The organism is Mesorhizobium sp. WSM4841, from assembly GCF_055811515.1.
The window spans coordinates 52,535-69,458 of sequence record NZ_JBVVQC010000022.1 but is presented as its reverse complement, the minus strand read 5'-3'; the positions used below and the strand labels follow the sequence as shown (position 1 = coordinate 69,458).

The 16,924-nt window shown below is 64.2% G+C and carries 17 protein-coding genes; 13 read left to right on the top strand and 4 right to left on the bottom strand.

Annotation, left to right across the window (positions count from 1 at the left end; all coding sequences use genetic code 11):
- Window positions 1-268 precede the first annotated feature (268 nt).
- From AC0L14_RS23235 to AC0L14_RS23185, 11 genes are all read left to right on the top strand, one after another.
- A complete protein-coding gene (locus AC0L14_RS23235; protein WP_029351636.1) occupies window positions 269-1,009 on the top strand; it encodes an ATP-binding cassette domain-containing protein in 741 nt (246 codons plus the stop codon).
- Between the two features lie 40 nt (window positions 1,010-1,049).
- Entirely contained in the window at window positions 1,050-2,048 is a 999-nt protein-coding gene (locus AC0L14_RS23230) for an ABC transporter permease (protein ID WP_473485155.1), read from the top strand.
- A gap of 175 nt (window positions 2,049-2,223) precedes the next feature.
- Window positions 2,224-3,051: an AraC family transcriptional regulator gene (locus tag AC0L14_RS23225; RefSeq protein ID WP_473485154.1), complete on the top strand. Its 828-nt coding sequence runs from the start codon at window positions 2,224-2,226 to the stop codon at window positions 3,049-3,051.
- A 121-nt stretch (window positions 3,052-3,172) separates the two neighbouring features.
- The gene (locus AC0L14_RS23220) at window positions 3,173-3,616 is read left to right on the top strand and encodes an SRPBCC family protein (RefSeq protein WP_473526522.1); all 444 of its coding nucleotides are present in this window, start codon (window positions 3,173-3,175) and stop codon (window positions 3,614-3,616) included.
- Between the two features lie 31 nt (window positions 3,617-3,647).
- On the top strand, window positions 3,648-4,442 hold the full coding sequence (locus AC0L14_RS23215; RefSeq protein ID WP_473526521.1) for an FAD binding domain-containing protein: 795 nt from the start codon (window positions 3,648-3,650) through the stop codon (window positions 4,440-4,442).
- Window positions 4,443-4,492: 50 nt separating this feature from the next.
- Window positions 4,493-4,975, top strand: coding sequence for a (2Fe-2S)-binding protein (locus AC0L14_RS23210; protein ID WP_192359772.1), 483 nt, complete (start codon window positions 4,493-4,495; stop codon window positions 4,973-4,975).
- Window positions 4,976-4,989: 14 nt separating this feature from the next.
- Window positions 4,990-6,357, top strand: coding sequence for a xanthine dehydrogenase family protein molybdopterin-binding subunit (locus AC0L14_RS23205; protein WP_473636584.1), 1,368 nt, complete (start codon window positions 4,990-4,992; stop codon window positions 6,355-6,357).
- 1 nt (window position 6,358) lies between these two features.
- Window positions 6,359-7,363 (top strand): xanthine dehydrogenase family protein molybdopterin-binding subunit, encoded by a 1,005-nt coding sequence (locus tag AC0L14_RS23200; protein WP_473636583.1) that lies wholly within the window; start codon window positions 6,359-6,361, stop codon window positions 7,361-7,363.
- Window positions 7,364-7,372: 9 nt separating this feature from the next.
- The gene (locus AC0L14_RS23195) at window positions 7,373-8,254 is read left to right on the top strand and encodes an AAA family ATPase (protein ID WP_473750874.1); all 882 of its coding nucleotides are present in this window, start codon (window positions 7,373-7,375) and stop codon (window positions 8,252-8,254) included.
- Between the two features lie 53 nt (window positions 8,255-8,307).
- Window positions 8,308-9,384, top strand: coding sequence for a vWA domain-containing protein (locus AC0L14_RS23190; protein WP_473750887.1), 1,077 nt, complete (start codon window positions 8,308-8,310; stop codon window positions 9,382-9,384).
- Window positions 9,381-10,271, top strand: coding sequence for an amidohydrolase family protein (locus tag AC0L14_RS23185; protein ID WP_473750873.1), 891 nt, complete (start codon window positions 9,381-9,383; stop codon window positions 10,269-10,271). Before AC0L14_RS23190 ends, AC0L14_RS23185 begins: the two co-directional genes overlap by 4 nt.
- A gap of 50 nt (window positions 10,272-10,321) precedes the next feature.
- On the opposite strand, the gene AC0L14_RS23180 is transcribed toward AC0L14_RS23185, so the two are convergent.
- Entirely contained in the window at window positions 10,322-11,764 is a 1,443-nt protein-coding gene (locus AC0L14_RS23180; protein ID WP_473750872.1) for a DHA2 family efflux MFS transporter permease subunit, read from the bottom strand.
- Between the two features lie 243 nt (window positions 11,765-12,007).
- Between AC0L14_RS23180 and AC0L14_RS23175 the strand changes: the two genes are divergently transcribed.
- Both AC0L14_RS23175 and AC0L14_RS23170 read left to right on the top strand, forming a co-directional pair.
- A complete protein-coding gene (locus tag AC0L14_RS23175; RefSeq protein WP_473529663.1) occupies window positions 12,008-13,009 on the top strand; it encodes an ornithine cyclodeaminase family protein in 1,002 nt (333 codons plus the stop codon).
- A complete protein-coding gene (locus tag AC0L14_RS23170; protein ID WP_473750870.1) occupies window positions 13,006-14,487 on the top strand; it encodes an HAL/PAL/TAL family ammonia-lyase in 1,482 nt (493 codons plus the stop codon). Before AC0L14_RS23175 ends, AC0L14_RS23170 begins: the two co-directional genes overlap by 4 nt.
- Before the next feature lie 19 nt (window positions 14,488-14,506).
- Here AC0L14_RS23170 and AC0L14_RS23165 read toward each other — a convergent pair whose 3' ends face one another.
- From AC0L14_RS23165 to AC0L14_RS23155, 3 genes are all read right to left on the bottom strand, one after another.
- Window positions 14,507-15,310: a 3-methyl-2-oxobutanoate hydroxymethyltransferase gene (locus tag AC0L14_RS23165; RefSeq protein WP_473488139.1), complete on the bottom strand. Its 804-nt coding sequence runs from the start codon at window positions 15,308-15,310 to the stop codon at window positions 14,507-14,509.
- 95 nt (window positions 15,311-15,405) lie between these two features.
- A complete protein-coding gene (locus tag AC0L14_RS23160) occupies window positions 15,406-15,717 on the bottom strand; it encodes a MocE family 2Fe-2S type ferredoxin (protein ID WP_473529664.1) in 312 nt (103 codons plus the stop codon).
- Between the two features lie 44 nt (window positions 15,718-15,761).
- Entirely contained in the window at window positions 15,762-16,850 is a 1,089-nt protein-coding gene (locus AC0L14_RS23155; RefSeq protein ID WP_473529665.1) for a fatty acid desaturase family protein, read from the bottom strand.
- Between the last annotated feature and the right edge of the window lie 74 nt (window positions 16,851-16,924).

The window sequence follows — 16,924 nt, the reverse complement described above, 5'->3', positions numbered from 1 at the left end:
CCAGATCCTCGACCGATAAACCTCCGCCTACTTCGCCCCGGCGCGCCGGGGCAGGAGATCGGCATAATCTCCTCCGACGCTTAGCTAATATCGGCTTGCTACGGACGTCAATTGCTATTTGTCCTACAAAACGGATTTTTCGAAAGAAGCCGCTGTTGACGGCAAGGGGGCATATGCGTAAATGGGCGAAAGCGCGGTTCCCGGGAGGAGCTGGGAAGAGCGAGGCCGCGGCAGGACCACAGGCCGAAAGCACGGAGGAAGCAGTCTGGTGTCGGTTCTCGAACTCGCCAACATCTCAAAACATTTCGGCGCCATCCAGGCCGTCAACGACGTTTCGCTGTCGATCGAGGCCGGACAGGTGGTCGGGCTGATGGGCGACAACGGCGCCGGCAAGTCGACGCTGGTCAAGATGATCGCCGGCAATTTCCGCCCGAGCCATGGCACGATGCAAATGGACGGCAAGGAGCTGATCCTGCACAAGCCGGTGGAGGCGCGCCAGCACGGCATCGAGATCGTCCATCAGGATCTGGCGCTTTGCAACAATCTGACGGCTGCCGCCAATGTCTATCTCGGCCGCGAGCTGCGCCGCGGCGTCGGGCCGTTTCGCATCCTCGACTACGCCGCGATGTACAAGCGCGCCGGCCAGATTTTTGCCGTGCTGAAATCCGAAACCCGCCCGCGCGATCTGGTCAAGCAGATGTCGGGCGGCCAGCGGCAGGCGGTGGCGATCGCCCGCACCATGCTTTCGCAAGCCAAGATCGTGCTGATGGACGAGCCGACGGCGGCGATCTCGGTCCGGCAGGTCGCCGAGGTGCTGAACCTGATCCGCCATCTGCGCGACCAGGGCATAGCGGTCGTGCTGATCAGTCACCGCATGCCCGACGTTTTTGACGTTGCCGACCGCGTCATCGTCATGCGACGCGGCCGCAAGGTCGCCGATAAGACGATCGCGTCGAGTTCGCCCGAGGAAGTCACCGGGCTTATCACTGGCGCCATCGAACAGGTTTGATGCCAGCCGGTTTCACCACGCAAGCAGATAAAGGTCGACGATGGCAGTAACTCTTGACCAGACGATCGCGCAGAAACAGCACACTTTGCTGACCAGGGTGTTTGCCAGCCAGACCTTCTGGGTGGTGATCGCCGTCATCCTCGCCTGCCTGTTCTTGTCCGTGGCAACCGATTCCTTCGCCACGTCGAAGAACCTCTATAACATCACGCGCAATGTCACCTTCGTCGCGATCGTCGCGCTCGGCATGACCTTCGTCATCATCACCGGCGGCATCGACCTTTCGGTCGGCTCGGTGCTTTGCCTGTGTTCGATGGTGCTGGCCGTGACCATGCATGCCGGCTACGGCATCGAGGTCGGCATTGCCGCTGCGATCGCGACGGCGCTGATCATCGGCGCCTTCAACGGCATCCTGATCGCCTATCTCGGCTTTCCGCCGTTCGTGGTGACGCTCGGCATGCTATCGATCGCGCGCAGCCTGGCCATGGTCGCCTCCAACAACACCGTCGTCTTCCAGTTCGGGCCCGACCACGACAAGCTTCTGGCGCTGGGTGGCGGCGCCTTTGTGTTCGGCATCGCCAATCCGGTGCTCTACATGATCGTGCTGGCGCTGATCACCGGCTTCGTCCTGCGCTGGACGAAATTCGGCCGGCACATCTTCGCCATCGGCGGCAACGAGCATGCGGCGACGCTGACCGGCGTTCCGGTGCGCCAGATCAAGGTCGTTGTCTACATGATCTCGGCGCTGGCGGCGGGCCTTGCCGGCATCATCCAGACCGGCTGGCTGGGCGCCGTCACCACCAATCTCGGCAACGGCATGGAGCTCCAGGTCATCGCCGCCACCGTCATCGGCGGCGCCAACCTCGCCGGCGGCATGGGCACAGCCTTTGGCGCCGTCGTCGGCGCGGCGCTGATCGAAGTGATCCGCAACAGCCTCGGCCTGCTCGGCATCAACGCCTTCTGGCAGGGAGTGTTCATCGGCGGCGCCATTCTGCTGGCCGTTCTGTTCGATCGGCTCCGCAATTTCAGGCGCAACGAATAGACCGCAGGTCACAAGCGCTATTCGTTTCCCTTGCAATCGCTCAGTCTGAAAATCGGTCGGCACGGTCCATAGCGGGCGCCAGGCGTGCGCATGTACCTTGACGCAGGCCCGGAACGAGCCGCACTATCCCCATTGCAGGCGAAGGGAGGCCAGTCGCCTGCGGGAGGATATACCCATGACGGAAGCGATCAGGCTCTACTGGGGCCGGTTCGGACATGTTTCTGTCCTGAACGTCGCCAGCGACTTCGTCACCCATGCCCATGTCGAGGCGCATATCATCATCTGGCTGGAAGGCACGGCCGGCGAGATGACCATCGGCCGCGAGACGGTGCGGCTTGGACCCGGCACCGCCGCCGGCATCAATTCCTTCCAGCCGCACAGCCACGCTTTGTCCCGCGACGGCCGCCCCGGCCTGTTCCTCGCCTTCTACATCGATCCGGACTGGGCGCGACGGCGCCGAGATCTGCCGTCCGCTGCACCACTGTTCTCGACACCAGCGATCGTGCTGGAGCCGTGGCTGCACAAGGCAGCGGCCAACCTTCTCGATCATCTCAGCGACAATGAGAGCATCGACGACATCGCCAATTACGAGATCGAGCGCTTCATCGACAGCGTGCTCGACGCCGCTGACGCCTCGGCACCGCAAGTGGCACGCGCCCGCGTCCACACCATGCAGGACTTCCGTGTCCGCAAGGCGATCCAGCTGATGAAGGCTAATGTCTGCGAACGCATCTGCTTCGATGATGTGGCGCGCAGCGTCGGCCTGTCGCGGCCGCATTTCTTCGCGCTGTTCAAGGAGCAGACCAATCTGACGCCCAACGTCTACTGGAACACGCTGCGCATGGAGGAAGCAGTGCGGCAGTTGCAATGGTCACAGGAGCCGCTGATCTCGGTCGCCTGCAATCTCGGCTTCACCACGCAGGGCAATTTCTCGCGCTTCTTCCGCGACCATGTCGGCGTTCCGCCGACACTCTATCGCGAGGCGGCGCGGGCCATCTCCTGAAGCCATTTTCAGACTGCCCGTTTTTTCAGACTTATTGATAGGCATTCAAGACGCATTGATAAGCGCCGTCGGGCTCGCCGCCCTACCCTCGCGACACAGATATTTGCAAGGGAACGATCATATGGCGAAAGTCACCATCTCCAGCGTCATCGACGCACCGATCGAAAAGGTCTGGGCGCGCATACGCGACTTCAACGGTCTGCCGAGCTGGCACCCGCGCATGGTCGAAAGCCATATCGAGGACGGCAAGGATGCCGGCACGATCGGCTGCGTGCGCAATTTCGAGCTCGCCAGCGGCGCCCGCATCCGCGAAAAGCTGCTCGACTTCTCCGACGACAATTTCCTCGTCAGCTACTCCATCCTGGAGACGCCGCAACCGCTCACCAACCACAAGGCGACGCTGCAGCTGCGGCGGGTGACCGATGGCGACCGCACCTATGCCGAATGGACCGCCAGCTTCGACGCTGCTCCCGAGGAAGCCGACAAGCTGGCCGAAGGCATGGGCGCCAACGTCTTCCAGGGCGGCTTCAACGCTTTGAAAAGTCATTTCGCCGACCAAGGTTGAACTGAATGGGGCTGACAAACAGGAGCGTTCCATGGCGCTTGCATTGCAGACTTTCTCGACGGTGAAGGACGCGACCGCGGCGCTGAAAGCCGCCGGCACCCGCTATCTCGGCGGCGGCACGCTGGCCGTGCGCGCCGCCAATGAAGGCGATGTCTCGGTCTCCAGTCTTATCAGGTCGACCGAACCGGCGCTGTCGGCCATCACTGTTTCCGGCAGTGAGGTTCGCATCGGCGCCTCGGTGACCATGGCGGCGATCACCCGTCACCTGGATCTCGCTCCGCTTGCCGGCGCCGCGCGCGCCGTCGGCGGCCCGGCGATCCGCAACATGGCGACGATCGGCGGCAATCTCTTCGCCCCGGCGCCCTATGGCGATTTCACCGTGGCGCTGCTGGCGCTGGACGCAACAGTCAGCATCGATGGCGGCGAGATGCCGATCGAAACCTTCCTGGCAAAGCGCGAAAGCAATCACGCCATCGTCACTTCGGTCGGCTTCAGCTTGCCAGTGGAAGGCGGCTTTCGCTTCCTGAAAGTGTCGCGGATCAAGCCGAAGGGCGTCTCGGTGCTGAGCATCGCCGCCGTGCTGGAACAGGCGCCGGACGGCACCGTGTCTTCGGCGCGGATCGCGCTTGGCTGCATGGCCGACCGTCCGATGCGCGCGACGGCGGCGGAGAAGGCGCTGCTCGGCAGAATACTCAGCAGCGACGGCATCGCGCCGGCGCTGGCCGTTGCGAGCGACGGCACCGCGCCGATCACCGATCCGATCGCCAGTGCCTGGTATCGCAACGAAGTCCTGCCGGTCCATCTCGGCCGGCTTTTGCTCGCCTGAAAGCCAATGGCGGGTAAGTCCGCCTGGCTGCGGCGCAAGGAGTAGAAAAGATGGCAAAGGTCCCGGTTCAGTTCACGCTCAACGGCGCGGAGAAGGCCGAATTCATCGACAGCGGCACGACGCTGCTTCATGCGCTGCGCGACAAGATCGGCGACACCTCGCCGAAGGGCGGCTGCCATCAGGGCACATGCGGCGCCTGCTCGGTCATCATCGACGGCGAGCTGCGGCTTTCCTGCCTGACGCTGGCCGAGACCTGCAGCGGCGCCGCCATCACCACGACGTCAGGTCTTTCGGAAGGCGGCGTGCTGCATCCTTTGCAGCGCGCCTTCCTCGACGCCTTCGCCACCCAATGCGGCTTCTGCACGCCGGGCATGATCATGGCCGCCAAGGTGCTGCTCGACCACACGCCGAACCCCAGCCGCGACGAGGTGGTCGAGGCGCTGTCGGGCAATATCTGCCGCTGCACCGGCTACGAGCCGATCATCCAGGCGGTGCTGACCGCCGCGCGGTCCAATTCGCAGAATGCGGCCTGACGGGAGTCAAAAAGATGGAACTCCGCAAGAGCTATTTCGCCGACCAGCGCAAGGACGATCTGCACGAGATCGGCCAACCGCGGCCGCGTTCGGATTCACCCGGTCACGTCACCGGCAAGACCGCTTATTTCGCCGACCGCAATTTCCCCGGCATGCTGCATCTGAAGATCGTGCGCAGCCCGCATCATCACGCCCGCATCCGCGGCATCGACATTTCAGAGGCCGAGAAGCATCCGGGCGTGGTGAAAATCCTGACCGCCAAGGACGTGCCGCACAATGTCTACACCATCCTGATCCTGATCCAGATCGGGCCGGAGGACGAGACGGTGCTGGCCGACGGCAAGGTGCGCTGGAAGGGCGAGGCGGTGGTGGCGGTGCTGGCCGAGACCGAGCGTGCCGCGCAGGAGGCGGCGGCCAAGGTCAAGGTCGATTACGAGGTGCTGCCGGCGGTCTTCGACATGGAGGAAGCGCTGAAGCCCGGCGCGCCGATAGTCAACGAATATCACGGCCGGAACTACTATCTCTATGACAGCGGTGAATGCCGCAAGGTGCGCTTCGGCGATGTCGAGGCCGGCTTCGCCAGCGCCGATCACGTGCTCGAACAGACCTACCAATCGTCGCCGATCGAGCATGCGCCGACCGAGACGACCGGCTGCATCGTCGCCCCCGAGGGCAACGATCGCTTCACCTGCTACACCAACACGCAGGCGATGTTCTTCACGCTCGATAATGCCTCGATCATCCTGCAGATGCCCGGCAACAGACTGCATTTCGTCGGCGGTACCGTCGGCGGCGGTTTTGGCGGCAAGGTCGACGTCATTGTCGAGCCGATTGCGATCCTCGGCGCCAAGCTGACCGGTCGTCCTGTCTCCTTCATCTACAGCCGCGCGGAGGAGATGCAGATCTCCTCGCCGCGCGCGGCGGAAAAGGTCGTCATCAAGGACGGCGTCATGAAGGACGGCCGCATCGTCGCCAGAAAAGTCACCGGCTACACCGATGCCGGCGCCTATTCGCGCCACTCGCCCTACGGCGCGCAGAAGGGCGCCGGCCACTATCCCGGCCCCTACACGATCCCGAATGTCTGGATCGACACCTACTGCGTCTACACCAACCGCACCCCCTCCTCCGCCATGCGCGGCTTCGGTGTCACCATCGGCGATTTCGCGCTGGAAGTGCAGATGGACAAGCTCGCCCGGCTGATCGGCATGGACCCGCTCGAATTCCGCTTCATCAACGCCTACCGCGACGGCGACATGAAGGCGCACCGCCAGCCGACCGAAGGAGCCGCGCTGATCGAGTGCATGCAGGAAGCTTCGCGCGCCGCCAACTGGCCGGTGGCGGAGAAGTTCATGGCGATGTCGTCCTACGCGAAGGGAGCTTGAGATGGCGATCAGGCGCGGACGCGGCGTCGCCGCGATCAATTATCCGACCGGCATGAATCTCGGCGGCGACCCGACCCAGGCGTTGGTCCATTCGACGCCGACCGGCAATTTCATGGTGACGCTGTCGAGCGTCGATCTCGGCCAGGGCATGAAGCAGATCATGGCGCAGATCTGCGCCGAGACGATCGGCGTGCCGACCGACCGCGTCGTCGTCGACACCGCCGACACCGACACTGGCCCGCACTGCATGGGCACCTTCGCCTCGCGCGGCACGCACCGCGCCGGCAACGCGGTCATCCAGGCGGCCAGGGAAGCCCGCCAGGTGATGCTGGAAGTGGCGGCCGAGGAGTTGGAGGTGAATGCCTCGGACCTCGAGACCGACGGCCAGGGCAACATCCTGGTCAAGGGCGCCCCGCAAAAATCGATCTCGATCTTCGATGTCGCGCTGTCGGCGCATTTCAAGCGCGGCCGCTCGATTTCCGGCCGCGGCATGTTTTTGATCCCGCGCTCATATCCCGAGAAAGAAACCGGCGCGATGAAACCGTCGACCTGCTATGCGCACGCCTGCACCGTGGCCGAGGTCGAGGTCGATGACGAAACCGGCGAGGTCACCGTGCTGACGGTGAAGAATGTCTTCGAGATTGGCCGCGCGCTGAACCCGAAAATGGTCGAGCAGCAGCTCGTCGGCGGCTCGTGGATGGGCATCAGCCACGCACTCTACGAGACGACCGAACCCTACTACCCCAACCGCAATCATGGCGGCACCGACTTCAACCAATATCTGATGCCGGGACCTGGCGATCTTGCGCAAACTGAGATCATCGTGCTGGAACGACCCTCGGCCGACGGCCCGTACGGCGCCAAGGGGCCAGGCGAAATGTGCGCCAACCCACAGATTCCCGCGGTCGCCAATGCCGTCTTCGACGCCGTCGGCGTGCGCATCGACACGCTGCCGATCACGCCGGAACGCATCCTGCGCGCGTTGAGGGCGCAAGCTTCGAACTGAGTGCTGGAAATGCCCAAGAGAAGCGCCGAGACTGTCGCGATCTCGCCGGAGGCGGTGGCATCCCGCCTCGCCGCCTCGCGCTATCTGGCCGATGAAAGCCTGGCGACCGCCATCTTTCTGGCGATCAGGCTGGGCAAGCCGCTGCTACTCGAGGGCGCGCCCGGTGTCGGCAAGACGGAGGCCGCAAAAGCAATCGCCGAAGTGCTCAGGCGCGACCTGGTACGGCTGCAATGCTATGAGGGTATCGACGCAGCGCATGCGCTCTACGAATGGAACTATCAGCGCCAGTTGCTCGCCATCCGCCATGCCGGCGAGCATGAGGTCGACATCTATGACGACCGTTTCCTGATCGCGCGGCCGCTGCTGCAGGTGCTGAAGGCGCCGGAAAAGCGCGTGCTGCTGGTCGACGAGATCGACCGTTCGGATCATGAGTTCGAAGCGCTGCTCCTGGAGTTCCTGTCCGATTTCCAGATCAGCATTCCCGAGCGCGGCACTATTCGCACCAAATCGCAGCCGATCGTCATCCTGACCTCGAACCGCACCCGCGAACTGGCCGAGGCGCTGCGGCGCCGCTGCGTCTACCACTGGATTACCTACCCCGACGCCGGGCGCGAGGCCGCCATCATCATGCTGCGCGCCGGTGACGTCGCCGAGGCGACCGCACGCGCCGTGGCATCTGCCGTGCGCGACATCCGCGCCCGGCCGCTGGCGAAGCCGCCCGGCATTGCCGAGGCGGTCGAATGGGCCAATGCCGCGACGATCCTCGAAAAAGGCGGCAGCCCGTGGCCGGAAGCTTTTCGCCGCGCCATCGGAGTGCTGATCAAGGACGAGGAGGACCTATCCTACATCGCGCCTGAGCTTGGCCGGATCGTCGAGGAGGCATTGGCGTGAGCGCCACAGCCTTACCACGCGCGGCAGCGCCCTTGCTCGGCTTTGGCCGGCTGCTGCGCCGCTATGGCTTCCCGGTGGCGCCCGAGCAGGTGTCAGGCTTCATGCAGGCGGTGACGCTGCTTGGCCCGCGGTCGATGGCCGATATCCACGAAGCGGCCCTTGCCACGCTGGCGCCGCCGCCCGACCGCCGCGACGAATTCGAGGCGCATTTCCAAAGCCATTTCTACGGCAACACGGCTGCCCTCGTCGAAGGCGAGGCCGACGAGGAAACCCGTGTCAAAGACGACGGCGGCGCCAGCGATGAAGAGATCGAGGTGGCGCGCCAGGAGAAAGGCGGCGAGCTGTCGTCCGGCGCCGAACAGCTGAGCGCCCGCGACTTCCAGCGTGACGGCGACGGGTTTGCCGCCTTCCGCCGCAAGCTCGCTACCGCCCTGCCCGTCCGTCGCTCCTTCCGCACCGTGCGAACGCACGCGCGCGGCAAGCTCGATCTGCGCCGTTCGCTCCGCGAAATCGTCAGTGCCGACGGCGACGTGCCGTCGCCGCTGCTGCGCCGCCGGCAAATGGTGCCGCGCAAGCTTTTGTTGCTGATCGACGTGTCGGGCTCGATGAAGCTCTACACATCGGACTATCTCAAAATGGCGCATGCGGCGGTGCAAGGCGCGGACCGGGCCGAAATTTTCACCTTCGGCACGCGGCTGACCCGCATCACCGCGGCGCTGCGCATTCGCGACCGCGACCAGGCGCTGGCCCGCGTGGCAGCACTGGTCGACGACTGGGACGGCGGCACCCGCATGGGACCGACGCTGCTCGCCCTCCTGTCAGTGCCGCGCTTCTCCGCTTTCGCGCGCGGCGCTGCGGTCGTCATCCTGTCGGATGCGTTGGAGCGCGGCGACCATGCCGAGCTGGAAATGGCGATGCGCCGGCTGAGCGCACGCGCCTTCCGGCTTTCGCTGGCGACGCCTCTGGCCGGCGACCCGCGCTTTCTGCCGGCGACGGCAGCTCTTCGCGCCATCCTGCCGGTGCTCGACGATCTCGTCGATGGCTCGTCGATCTCGGGCCTCACCGATTTCATCCTGTCGCTCGCCCGCCCCGCCCCTGCGGCTGCAGCAATCTGGAAGAGGGTTTCATGACCCAAAAGGCGATCGACGCGCATTTCCACATCTGGCGCCGAGAAGATCAACCCTGGTTGCGCGGGCCGATGGTGCCGCGCATCTTCGGACCCTACGAGCCGATCCGCCGCGACTATCCGATCGAGGAATTCCTCGCCGACCAGCAAGGCTCCGGCGTCGAGAAGGCGGTCTATGTGCAGACCAACTGGGCGAAGGAGGATTTCGAGACCGAGGTCGCCTTCCTGCAGAAGACGGCTAACGAAACCGGCTGGCCGCATGCCATCGTCGGCTATGCCGACATGACGGTGGACGATATCAGGCCGCAGATCGACCGGCTGGTAAAATACAAGCTGCTGCGCGGCGTGCGCATGCAGCTCCACTGGCACGAAACGCCGGCGTTTCGCTTCGCCGCCGCGCCCGATCAGGTCATCGACCCGAAGGTGCGGGCTAATGTGGCGCGGCTGAAGGACTACGGCCTGTCTTTCGACCTGCAGCTTTTCCCGGCTCAGATGAAGGACGGCCTGACGCTTGTCGGCGAGAATCCTGAGACCAATTTCATCCTCACGCATGCCGGCATGCTGACCGACATGTCGGAGGAAACCACGCAAGTCTGGAAAGCCGGTCTGCGCACGCTTTCAGCAGCGCCAAACCTCTACGCCAAGCTGTCCGGCCTCGGCACCTTCGTCCACCGCAACGACCCGGCGCTGATCGCCTACGTCGTCGACAACGCAATCGACATCCTCGGCAGCGATCATCTGATGTTCGGCTCGAACTTCCCGATCGAAAAGCTGTGGACCAGCCATGCCGAACTGATCAAGGCGCACCGGGAGGCGATGGCCAAGCATGGTGCGGCGGCAAAGGCGGACATTTTTTGGAACACGGCGGAGAAGGTATATCGGCCGGTGTAGCGAGCAGCGCCCTTTCCTTCTCCCCTTGTGGGAGAAGGTCAAGCCCGACCTCAGTTCCGCGGAAAGTGGCCCGAAACCTCGGCGCCCGCCGTCGGCGGCAGCGCCAAAAAGCGGAACGAGGCCGCGAGCCCGATAGCGCCGATCGCCAGGAAGGCGAGGCGGAAGTCGAAGAGGTCGAGCACCGGCCCGCTTCTCGCGATCTGCGACAAGTTGAGCAGCGCCGCGGCGACCGCTACGCCGAACAGCATCGCCACTTGCTGCAGCATGCTGGACAACGTCGCTGCCGAGCTCCGCTGCGGTGAGGCCACATCGGCGAAGGCCAGCGTGTTGAGCGCGGTGAACTGCATCGAACGCGACAGCCCGGCAATCAGCATCAGCGCCACCACCAGCGCTTGCGGGGTCTGCGGCGATATCGCCGCACAGGCCATGATCGACAGCGATGCGATCACCCCGTTGACGACCAGCACCGAACGGAAACCGAAGCGCTTCAGCGTCGGTGTCGTCACCGTCTTCATGCCGAGATTGCCCAGAAAATAGGCCAGGATCAGCATGCCGGCATCGACGGGTCTCAGGCCGAATCCGACCTGGAACAGCAGCGGCAGCAGAAACGGCGTGGCGTTGATGGCGACCCGGAAAATGGTGCCGGCCGACAGCGTCGAGATGGCGAAAGTCTGTACCTTGAATGCCGTGAGGTCGAGCAGCGGATTTTTTGCGCGCGCCAGATGCCGCACGGCCAGCCAGCCGACCAAGGTGCCGGCGACAAGCAGCGCTACGGTCGGCATGGCGCCGTCTTCCGGATGGGCGATGCGCTCGAGGCCGTAGAGCATTGACGCGAGCCCGACCGAGGTCAGAAGGAAGCCCGGCCAGTCGAGCGGCCTGGTTTCGGAGTCGCGGTCGCCGGGAATGAAGCGGGCGACCAGCGCTAGTCCCGCTGCGCCGAGCGGAATGTTGATGAATAAATTCCAGTGCCAGGAGAGATACGTGGTGATAAAGCCGCCAAGCACCGGCCCGATCACCGGCGCGAACAGCGCCGGCCAGGTGATCAGCGCGGTGGCGTTGAGCAGCTCGGACTTCGAGGCGTTGCGCAGCACCAGGATTCGGCCGACCGGCGTCATCAGCGCACTACCCAGGCCCTGCACGGCACGCGCGGCGACGAACTGAGTCAGGTTCTGCGAGATGCCGCAGGCGATCGAGGCCAGCGTGAACAGCGCGATCGCCACGAGGAAGATGTTGCGCGCGCCGAAACGGTCGGCGAGCCAGCCCGACAGCGGCACGAACACCGCCATGGTCAGCATATAGACGGTGATGCCGATGCTCATCGCCACCGCCGGCACGCCGAAGGATTCTCCCATCTGCGGCAGCGATGTCGAGATGATCGTCGAATCCAGAAGCTGCATGAAGAAGGCGACGGCGACGATCAGCGCCACGCGCCGCGCCTGCCGCGCCGTCGTCGCGGTCTCGACCAAGGCTTTGTTTTCGGGAATGGCGGTCATGCGCAGAACTGTACGAAAGTTTTTCCCGCGCCACTGGGAACCAGGCAATTGTCCGGCAAATCGATGACGCACCGGTTTGAACAGCATTTGGGCGGCGCCGTCCAGACATGGACCAACAAACTTTCGTGTCGTATCGCAACCTGTTATGCGATGACTGAACCTCGCCATCGAACTTTGACGCTTCGCGATTTCGTTTCGGCTCTTCTGACTAGGAACGCCCCCTTCATCAGGACCAATCTGCGCATGAAGCCCATCTACATCGATTATCTCAACGCCCTCGACATCGAAGCGCTTGATATGACCGATGCCGAAATCATCGAAGCGGTCGAGGCCGGCCTGATGGCGCAGGGCAACGGCCAGACGGTGATCGAGCCGCGCGTCCATCTCGAGCCGGACCCGTCCTTCAACGGCCATTTCAATGTCCTGCGCGGCTACGTCGCGCCGCTCGATGCGGCCGGCGTCAAGATTGTCGGTGACTATGTCGACAATTACCTGCACGGCCTGCCATCAGAATTCGGCATCCTCAATCTCTTCGATCCGCGCACCGGCACGCCGCGCGGTATTCTCGACGCCACTGGGATCACCGACATGCGCACCGGTGCCGTCACTGCCATCGGCGCAAAACATCTGGCGAAAAAGACGTCGAAGATCCTCGGCCATATCGGCGCGCGCGGCACCGCCTACTGGAACGTGCGCCTCCTCGACCACCTTTTCGACTTTGACGAGATCCGCGTGCATTCGCGCCGGCCGGAAAGCCGTGACGGCTTTGCCGCCAAGCTGTCCACCGATCTCGGCAAGAAGGTCACGGCGGTCGCCGACTGGCGCGCTTGCGTCGAGGGCGCCGACATCGTCGTCGAGGCCTCGCGGCTGCCGGAACCGCAGCCGCTGCTGAAGACCGAATGGATCAGGCCCGGCGCGCTGGTGATGCCCTACGGGACGATGAGCGCGGTGGAGCTGTCGTTGACCGACATCATGCAAAAGATCGTCGTCGACGACTGGGGCCAGTGCAAGGCCGGCAAATTCGGCTCGCTGCGCGCCCATGTCGAGACCGGACGCCTGAGCGAACAGACGCTGCACGCCGAACTTGGCCAGATCGCCGCCGGTCTAAAGCCAGGACGCCAGAGCGACGACGAGACGATCCTGTTCTGGCATCGCGGCCTGTCGCTCTCCGATATCGCGCTGGGCAAGGCGATGCTGGCCAAGGCGCAGGCCCAAGGCATCGGCCAGCGGCTGCGCTTCGCATGAGTGCGCTCGTCCTCACCGGGGCCGGCATTCGCGTCGAGGATGTCGCGGCGGTTGCCCGCGACGGACGCAGGGTGGAAGTAGCCCCCGCGGTCATGGAGAGGCTGGACAGGGCGCGAAAAGTGCTCGACCGCGCCGCCGCTTCTGGGCAGCCAATCTATGGGGTCAACACCGGTCTCGGCGCCAATCTCGGCACGTCGGTCAGCGGCGACGCCAGCGCCTTCCAGCGCCAGTTGCTCGAAGGGCGCAGCGGCGCGGTGGGTGACGCGCTGCCGCAAGACATCGTGCGCGCGACGATGCTTGCCCGTGCGGCGATGCTTTCGGCCGGTGGGTCGGGCATTTCGTCAGAGGTTTTCGTCGCACTCATCGACGCGCTCAATGCCGGCGTGCATCCGGTGATGCCGTCGCTGGGCTCGATCGGCGACAGCGACCTGCTGCTGATGGCAACGCTCGGTCGCATGCTGACCGGCGACGGCGAAGCCGACTTTCAGGGCCGGCGCATGCCGGCGGCCAGGGCGCTGGCATTGGCGCGCCTTGCGCCTGTCAGCCTCGCCCCCAAGGACGGGCTGTCGCTTATAAGCGCCTCGGCGGTGTCCGCCGGCAGCGGCGCGCTGGCGGTGGCCGACGCACTGACCGCCTTCGCGCAACAACAGCAGGCGGGCGCGCTGACCATGGAAGGCATCGGCGCCAACCAAACGATCCTCGACCCACGCTTGCAGGCGGCGCGACCAGCAACCGGCCAGCAGCAGGCGGCAAAAGGCTTGCGCGATCTGCTGGCACGCGACAAGGCGCCGTCACCGACGACCTTGCAGGACCCGCTGTCGATCCGCTGCATGCCGTCGATCCATGGTGCGCTGCTGCAGGCAATCGATCGGGCCAGGCAAGCCGTCGAGATCGAGCTCAACGCCGCCGCCGACAACCCGCTGGTGCTGGGCGACGAAGACATGGTGCTGTCGACCGGCAATTTCCACACCCCTTCGCTGTCGCTGGCCTTCGAGACGCTTGGCCTTGCCATAGCTCAATGTGCGGCTGCCTGTGCCGCCCGCTTCATCCAGCTCACCGGCTCAGGCCGCAACGGCCTGCCCAAATATCTGTCGCCGGTCGGCGGCGCTTCGGCCGGCTTCGTGCCGCTGCAAAAGACAGTGAGCGCGATTCTCGCCGCCATCCGCCACAAGGCAAACCCGGTGATGCTCGACTTCCTAGCCGTCTCGGAAGGCGTCGAGGACCATGCGACCCAGGCACCACTGGCCGTCTCGAAATGCGCCGACATGATCGAGCTGTGGCAGCGGCTGATTGCCTTCGAGCTGATAGCGGCCGCACAGGCCGTCGACCTGCGCGATGGGCTGACGCTGGCGCCGGCGACCGCCGCGATTCATGCCGCGGTGCGCGCGCTCGTCCTGCCGCTCAGGGAGGACAGGCCCCAGGGCATCGACGCCGAGGCGCTCTACGCCGCACTCGCTGGTGGAAGCTGGCAGGCCTAGCTAGTTTGCGCCGCCCTGCTCAAGCCGCGCTGTCGACCCTTTTCATGAACAGACCGAGTTGGTCCGGGTCCATGTGCACCACATGCTTGTCTTCGGGATAGGCCAGGCTGTTCACGTCGGCGACATATTCGGAAAAGGCGGCAACGCGTTCCGCCTGCAGGCGGTCATATTCGGCGGCAAAATTGCGGTAGACCTTGGAATGGCGGGGCATGTGGCCGCGGTTCTGCCCAAGGATATCGTCGGCGAATAGATATTGCGCGTCACAGCCGGTGCCCGCCCCCATCGACAGCATGATCAGCGAGGTCCGTTCCGAAATTGCCTTGGCCACCTCGACCGGCACGACTTCGATCTCGGCACCGATCGCGCCGGCGGCCTCGTACTGTTTGACCGCTTCGAAAATCTGCATGGCGCTGTCGGCGGTTTTGCCGACGGCCTTGAAGCCGCCGGTCCAGGTGGCGCGCGATGGGATCAGGCCGACATGGCCGATCACCGGGATCGCGTCGTCGGCAAGGCGCTTGACGGTGGCGAAGCCGGCGCTGCAATAGACCGCGTCGGCGCTTGCCTTGTAAAGCCGGAATGCCCAGCGCACGAAATCGTCGGCTGTGCCGATCTCATAGAAATTGTCGCCCGGCATGGTGAACAGGCTGGGTGCGGCATCGCGGTATTGCGGGTTGAGCACGAGCTCCGGCGGTACCGAGACGATGTCCACCCCGGCTCTTTCGGCGGCCTCGGCCTCGTCCATCGTCAACACGCGCAGCATGGTCAGCTGCCGCTTGCCCTTCATGGCGCGCAGGTCGGCGATCGTGGGTCTTTTACGGCTCATCGATTTTGGTTCCTTGTTGCGTATACGGCAGGCCAGTCAGGATTCAATTTGCATGATATTTCCGAAAACCGGGTCCCACTTTTCGGGATCATGCTTTAGATCTGGATCATCACCTTGCCAGCTTCGACCTTGACCGGATAGGTCTGCAGATTGACACAGACGGGAGCCCCTTTGGCCTGGCCGGTCTTGTAATTGAAGCGGCCATTGTGCTTGGGGCATTCGATGATGTCGTCCATGACAAGCCCGTCGGCCAGGTGGGCCTTCTCATGCGTGCAAAACCCGTCGGTGGCAAAGAATTCGTCATCAGGGGAACGATAGATCGCGAAGGTGCGGCCGCCATGGTCGAAGCGGATGACATCCTCTTCGTCGACGTCGTCCGCGGCGCACGCTTCGACCCAATCGGCCATCTCTGTTTCTCCCGAAATTCCTGCATTGCGGCGGCGCGCGGTGCCTATTCAGCTGCTGCCGACATGTTCACTTCGTGGAACTCGCCGCGATAGGGCCGTGCCGTCGGAGGCAGTTCGCGCTTGAGGAAATAGTCCTCGTATTTGAGTTGCCTGAGCAGGACCGGCCAGACCTCGCGATAGGCATGCCACATCGACGGGTTCGGCTCCGGCAAATCGTGCTTGATCAGTTCGTGCAGCCTGGGCAGCGCGTGATAGGGCACCATCGGGAACATGTGATGCTCGACGTGGTAGTTCATATTCCAATAGATGAACCGGCTGATCCGATTCATGTAGACGGTCCGGCTGTTGAGCCGATGATCGACCACATTGTCGGCGAGACCGATGTGCTGCAGCAGCCCTGTCAGCACCATGTGCCAGGTGCCGTAGAGGCGCGGTACGCCGATGAGCACCAGCGGCACCCATGACCGCATAGTGAGGGCGAGCGCAATCGTGGCGACGTAGATGGCGACATGCCAGCGCGCGGCGATGACGGCCTTGTGCTGTTCCATCTCGGGAACGTAGCTTTTCTCGTCGGGCGTCAGCTTGCCGAACGCTTGACGTACCAGCGCCGGAAGCGAATAGCGAAAATCAAGGATGCCGGTGAAAGCGAGCGCCGCACGCAAAAGGTCCGGCGGGCGCATCACGGCGATCTCGGCATCGCGTCCGACGATGATGGTGTCGGTGTGGTGGCGGGCATGGCTCCAGCGCCAGGTCACCGGATTGCGCATCAGCATGAAGCTGGCGATTTGGTAGACCACATCATTCATCCAGCGCGTCCGGAAGGCGGTGCCATGGCCGCATTCGTGCCAGCGCGAGTCGCTGGAGGAGCCGTAGAGCACGCCATAGACGAAGAAGAACGGCACGCACCACCAGGTGCCCCAGAAATAAACGCCGCCGGCAGCGGAACCCAGGATGGCGGCGATCCAGATGATCGTGTCGCGGATCGCCGGGCCGTCGGAACGTTGCATCAACTCCTTGATGACCTTGCGCGGGACGTCGGTATGGTACCATTCGGCCGAGGCCAGTCCCGTCTCGATCGCCCTGCGCGTGCTTTCGCCAACCAGGCTGTAGTCGCGCTTCATTGTGCCAGCCATTGTGACCTCCAATTCCTGGTGGGCCGCGAACCCTCCCCGCTCCAACCGGAGCGAGCCTCCCAACTGGTGCTTCG

Bases quoted from the DNA above. Each gene is read 5' to 3' on its own strand.
- AC0L14_RS23210 (WP_192359772.1), top strand. From the start codon at position 4,493: ATGGCAAAGGTCCCGGTTCAGTTCACGCTCAACGGCGCGGAGAAGGCC.
- AC0L14_RS23230 (WP_473485155.1), top strand. From the start codon at position 1,050: ATGGCAGTAACTCTTGACCAGACGATCGCGCAGAAACAGCACACTTTG.
- AC0L14_RS23195 (WP_473750874.1), top strand. From the start codon at position 7,373: ATGCCCAAGAGAAGCGCCGAGACTGTCGCGATCTCGCCGGAGGCGGTG.
- AC0L14_RS23180 (WP_473750872.1), bottom strand. From the start codon at position 11,764: ATGACCGCCATTCCCGAAAACAAAGCCTTGGTCGAGACCGCGACGACG.
- AC0L14_RS23170 (WP_473750870.1), top strand. From the start codon at position 13,006: ATGAGTGCGCTCGTCCTCACCGGGGCCGGCATTCGCGTCGAGGATGTC.
- AC0L14_RS23200 (WP_473636583.1), top strand. From the start codon at position 6,359: ATGGCGATCAGGCGCGGACGCGGCGTCGCCGCGATCAATTATCCGACC.
- AC0L14_RS23185 (WP_473750873.1), top strand. From the start codon at position 9,381: ATGACCCAAAAGGCGATCGACGCGCATTTCCACATCTGGCGCCGAGAA.
- AC0L14_RS23220 (WP_473526522.1), top strand. From the start codon at position 3,173: ATGGCGAAAGTCACCATCTCCAGCGTCATCGACGCACCGATCGAAAAG.
- AC0L14_RS23215 (WP_473526521.1), top strand. From the start codon at position 3,648: ATGGCGCTTGCATTGCAGACTTTCTCGACGGTGAAGGACGCGACCGCG.
- AC0L14_RS23165 (WP_473488139.1), bottom strand. From the start codon at position 15,310: ATGAGCCGTAAAAGACCCACGATCGCCGACCTGCGCGCCATGAAGGGC.
- AC0L14_RS23225 (WP_473485154.1), top strand. From the start codon at position 2,224: ATGACGGAAGCGATCAGGCTCTACTGGGGCCGGTTCGGACATGTTTCT.
- AC0L14_RS23175 (WP_473529663.1), top strand. From the start codon at position 12,008: ATGAAGCCCATCTACATCGATTATCTCAACGCCCTCGACATCGAAGCG.
- AC0L14_RS23205 (WP_473636584.1), top strand. From the start codon at position 4,990: ATGGAACTCCGCAAGAGCTATTTCGCCGACCAGCGCAAGGACGATCTG.
- AC0L14_RS23155 (WP_473529665.1), bottom strand. From the start codon at position 16,850: ATGGCTGGCACAATGAAGCGCGACTACAGCCTGGTTGGCGAAAGCACG.
- AC0L14_RS23160 (WP_473529664.1), bottom strand. From the start codon at position 15,717: ATGGCCGATTGGGTCGAAGCGTGCGCCGCGGACGACGTCGACGAAGAG.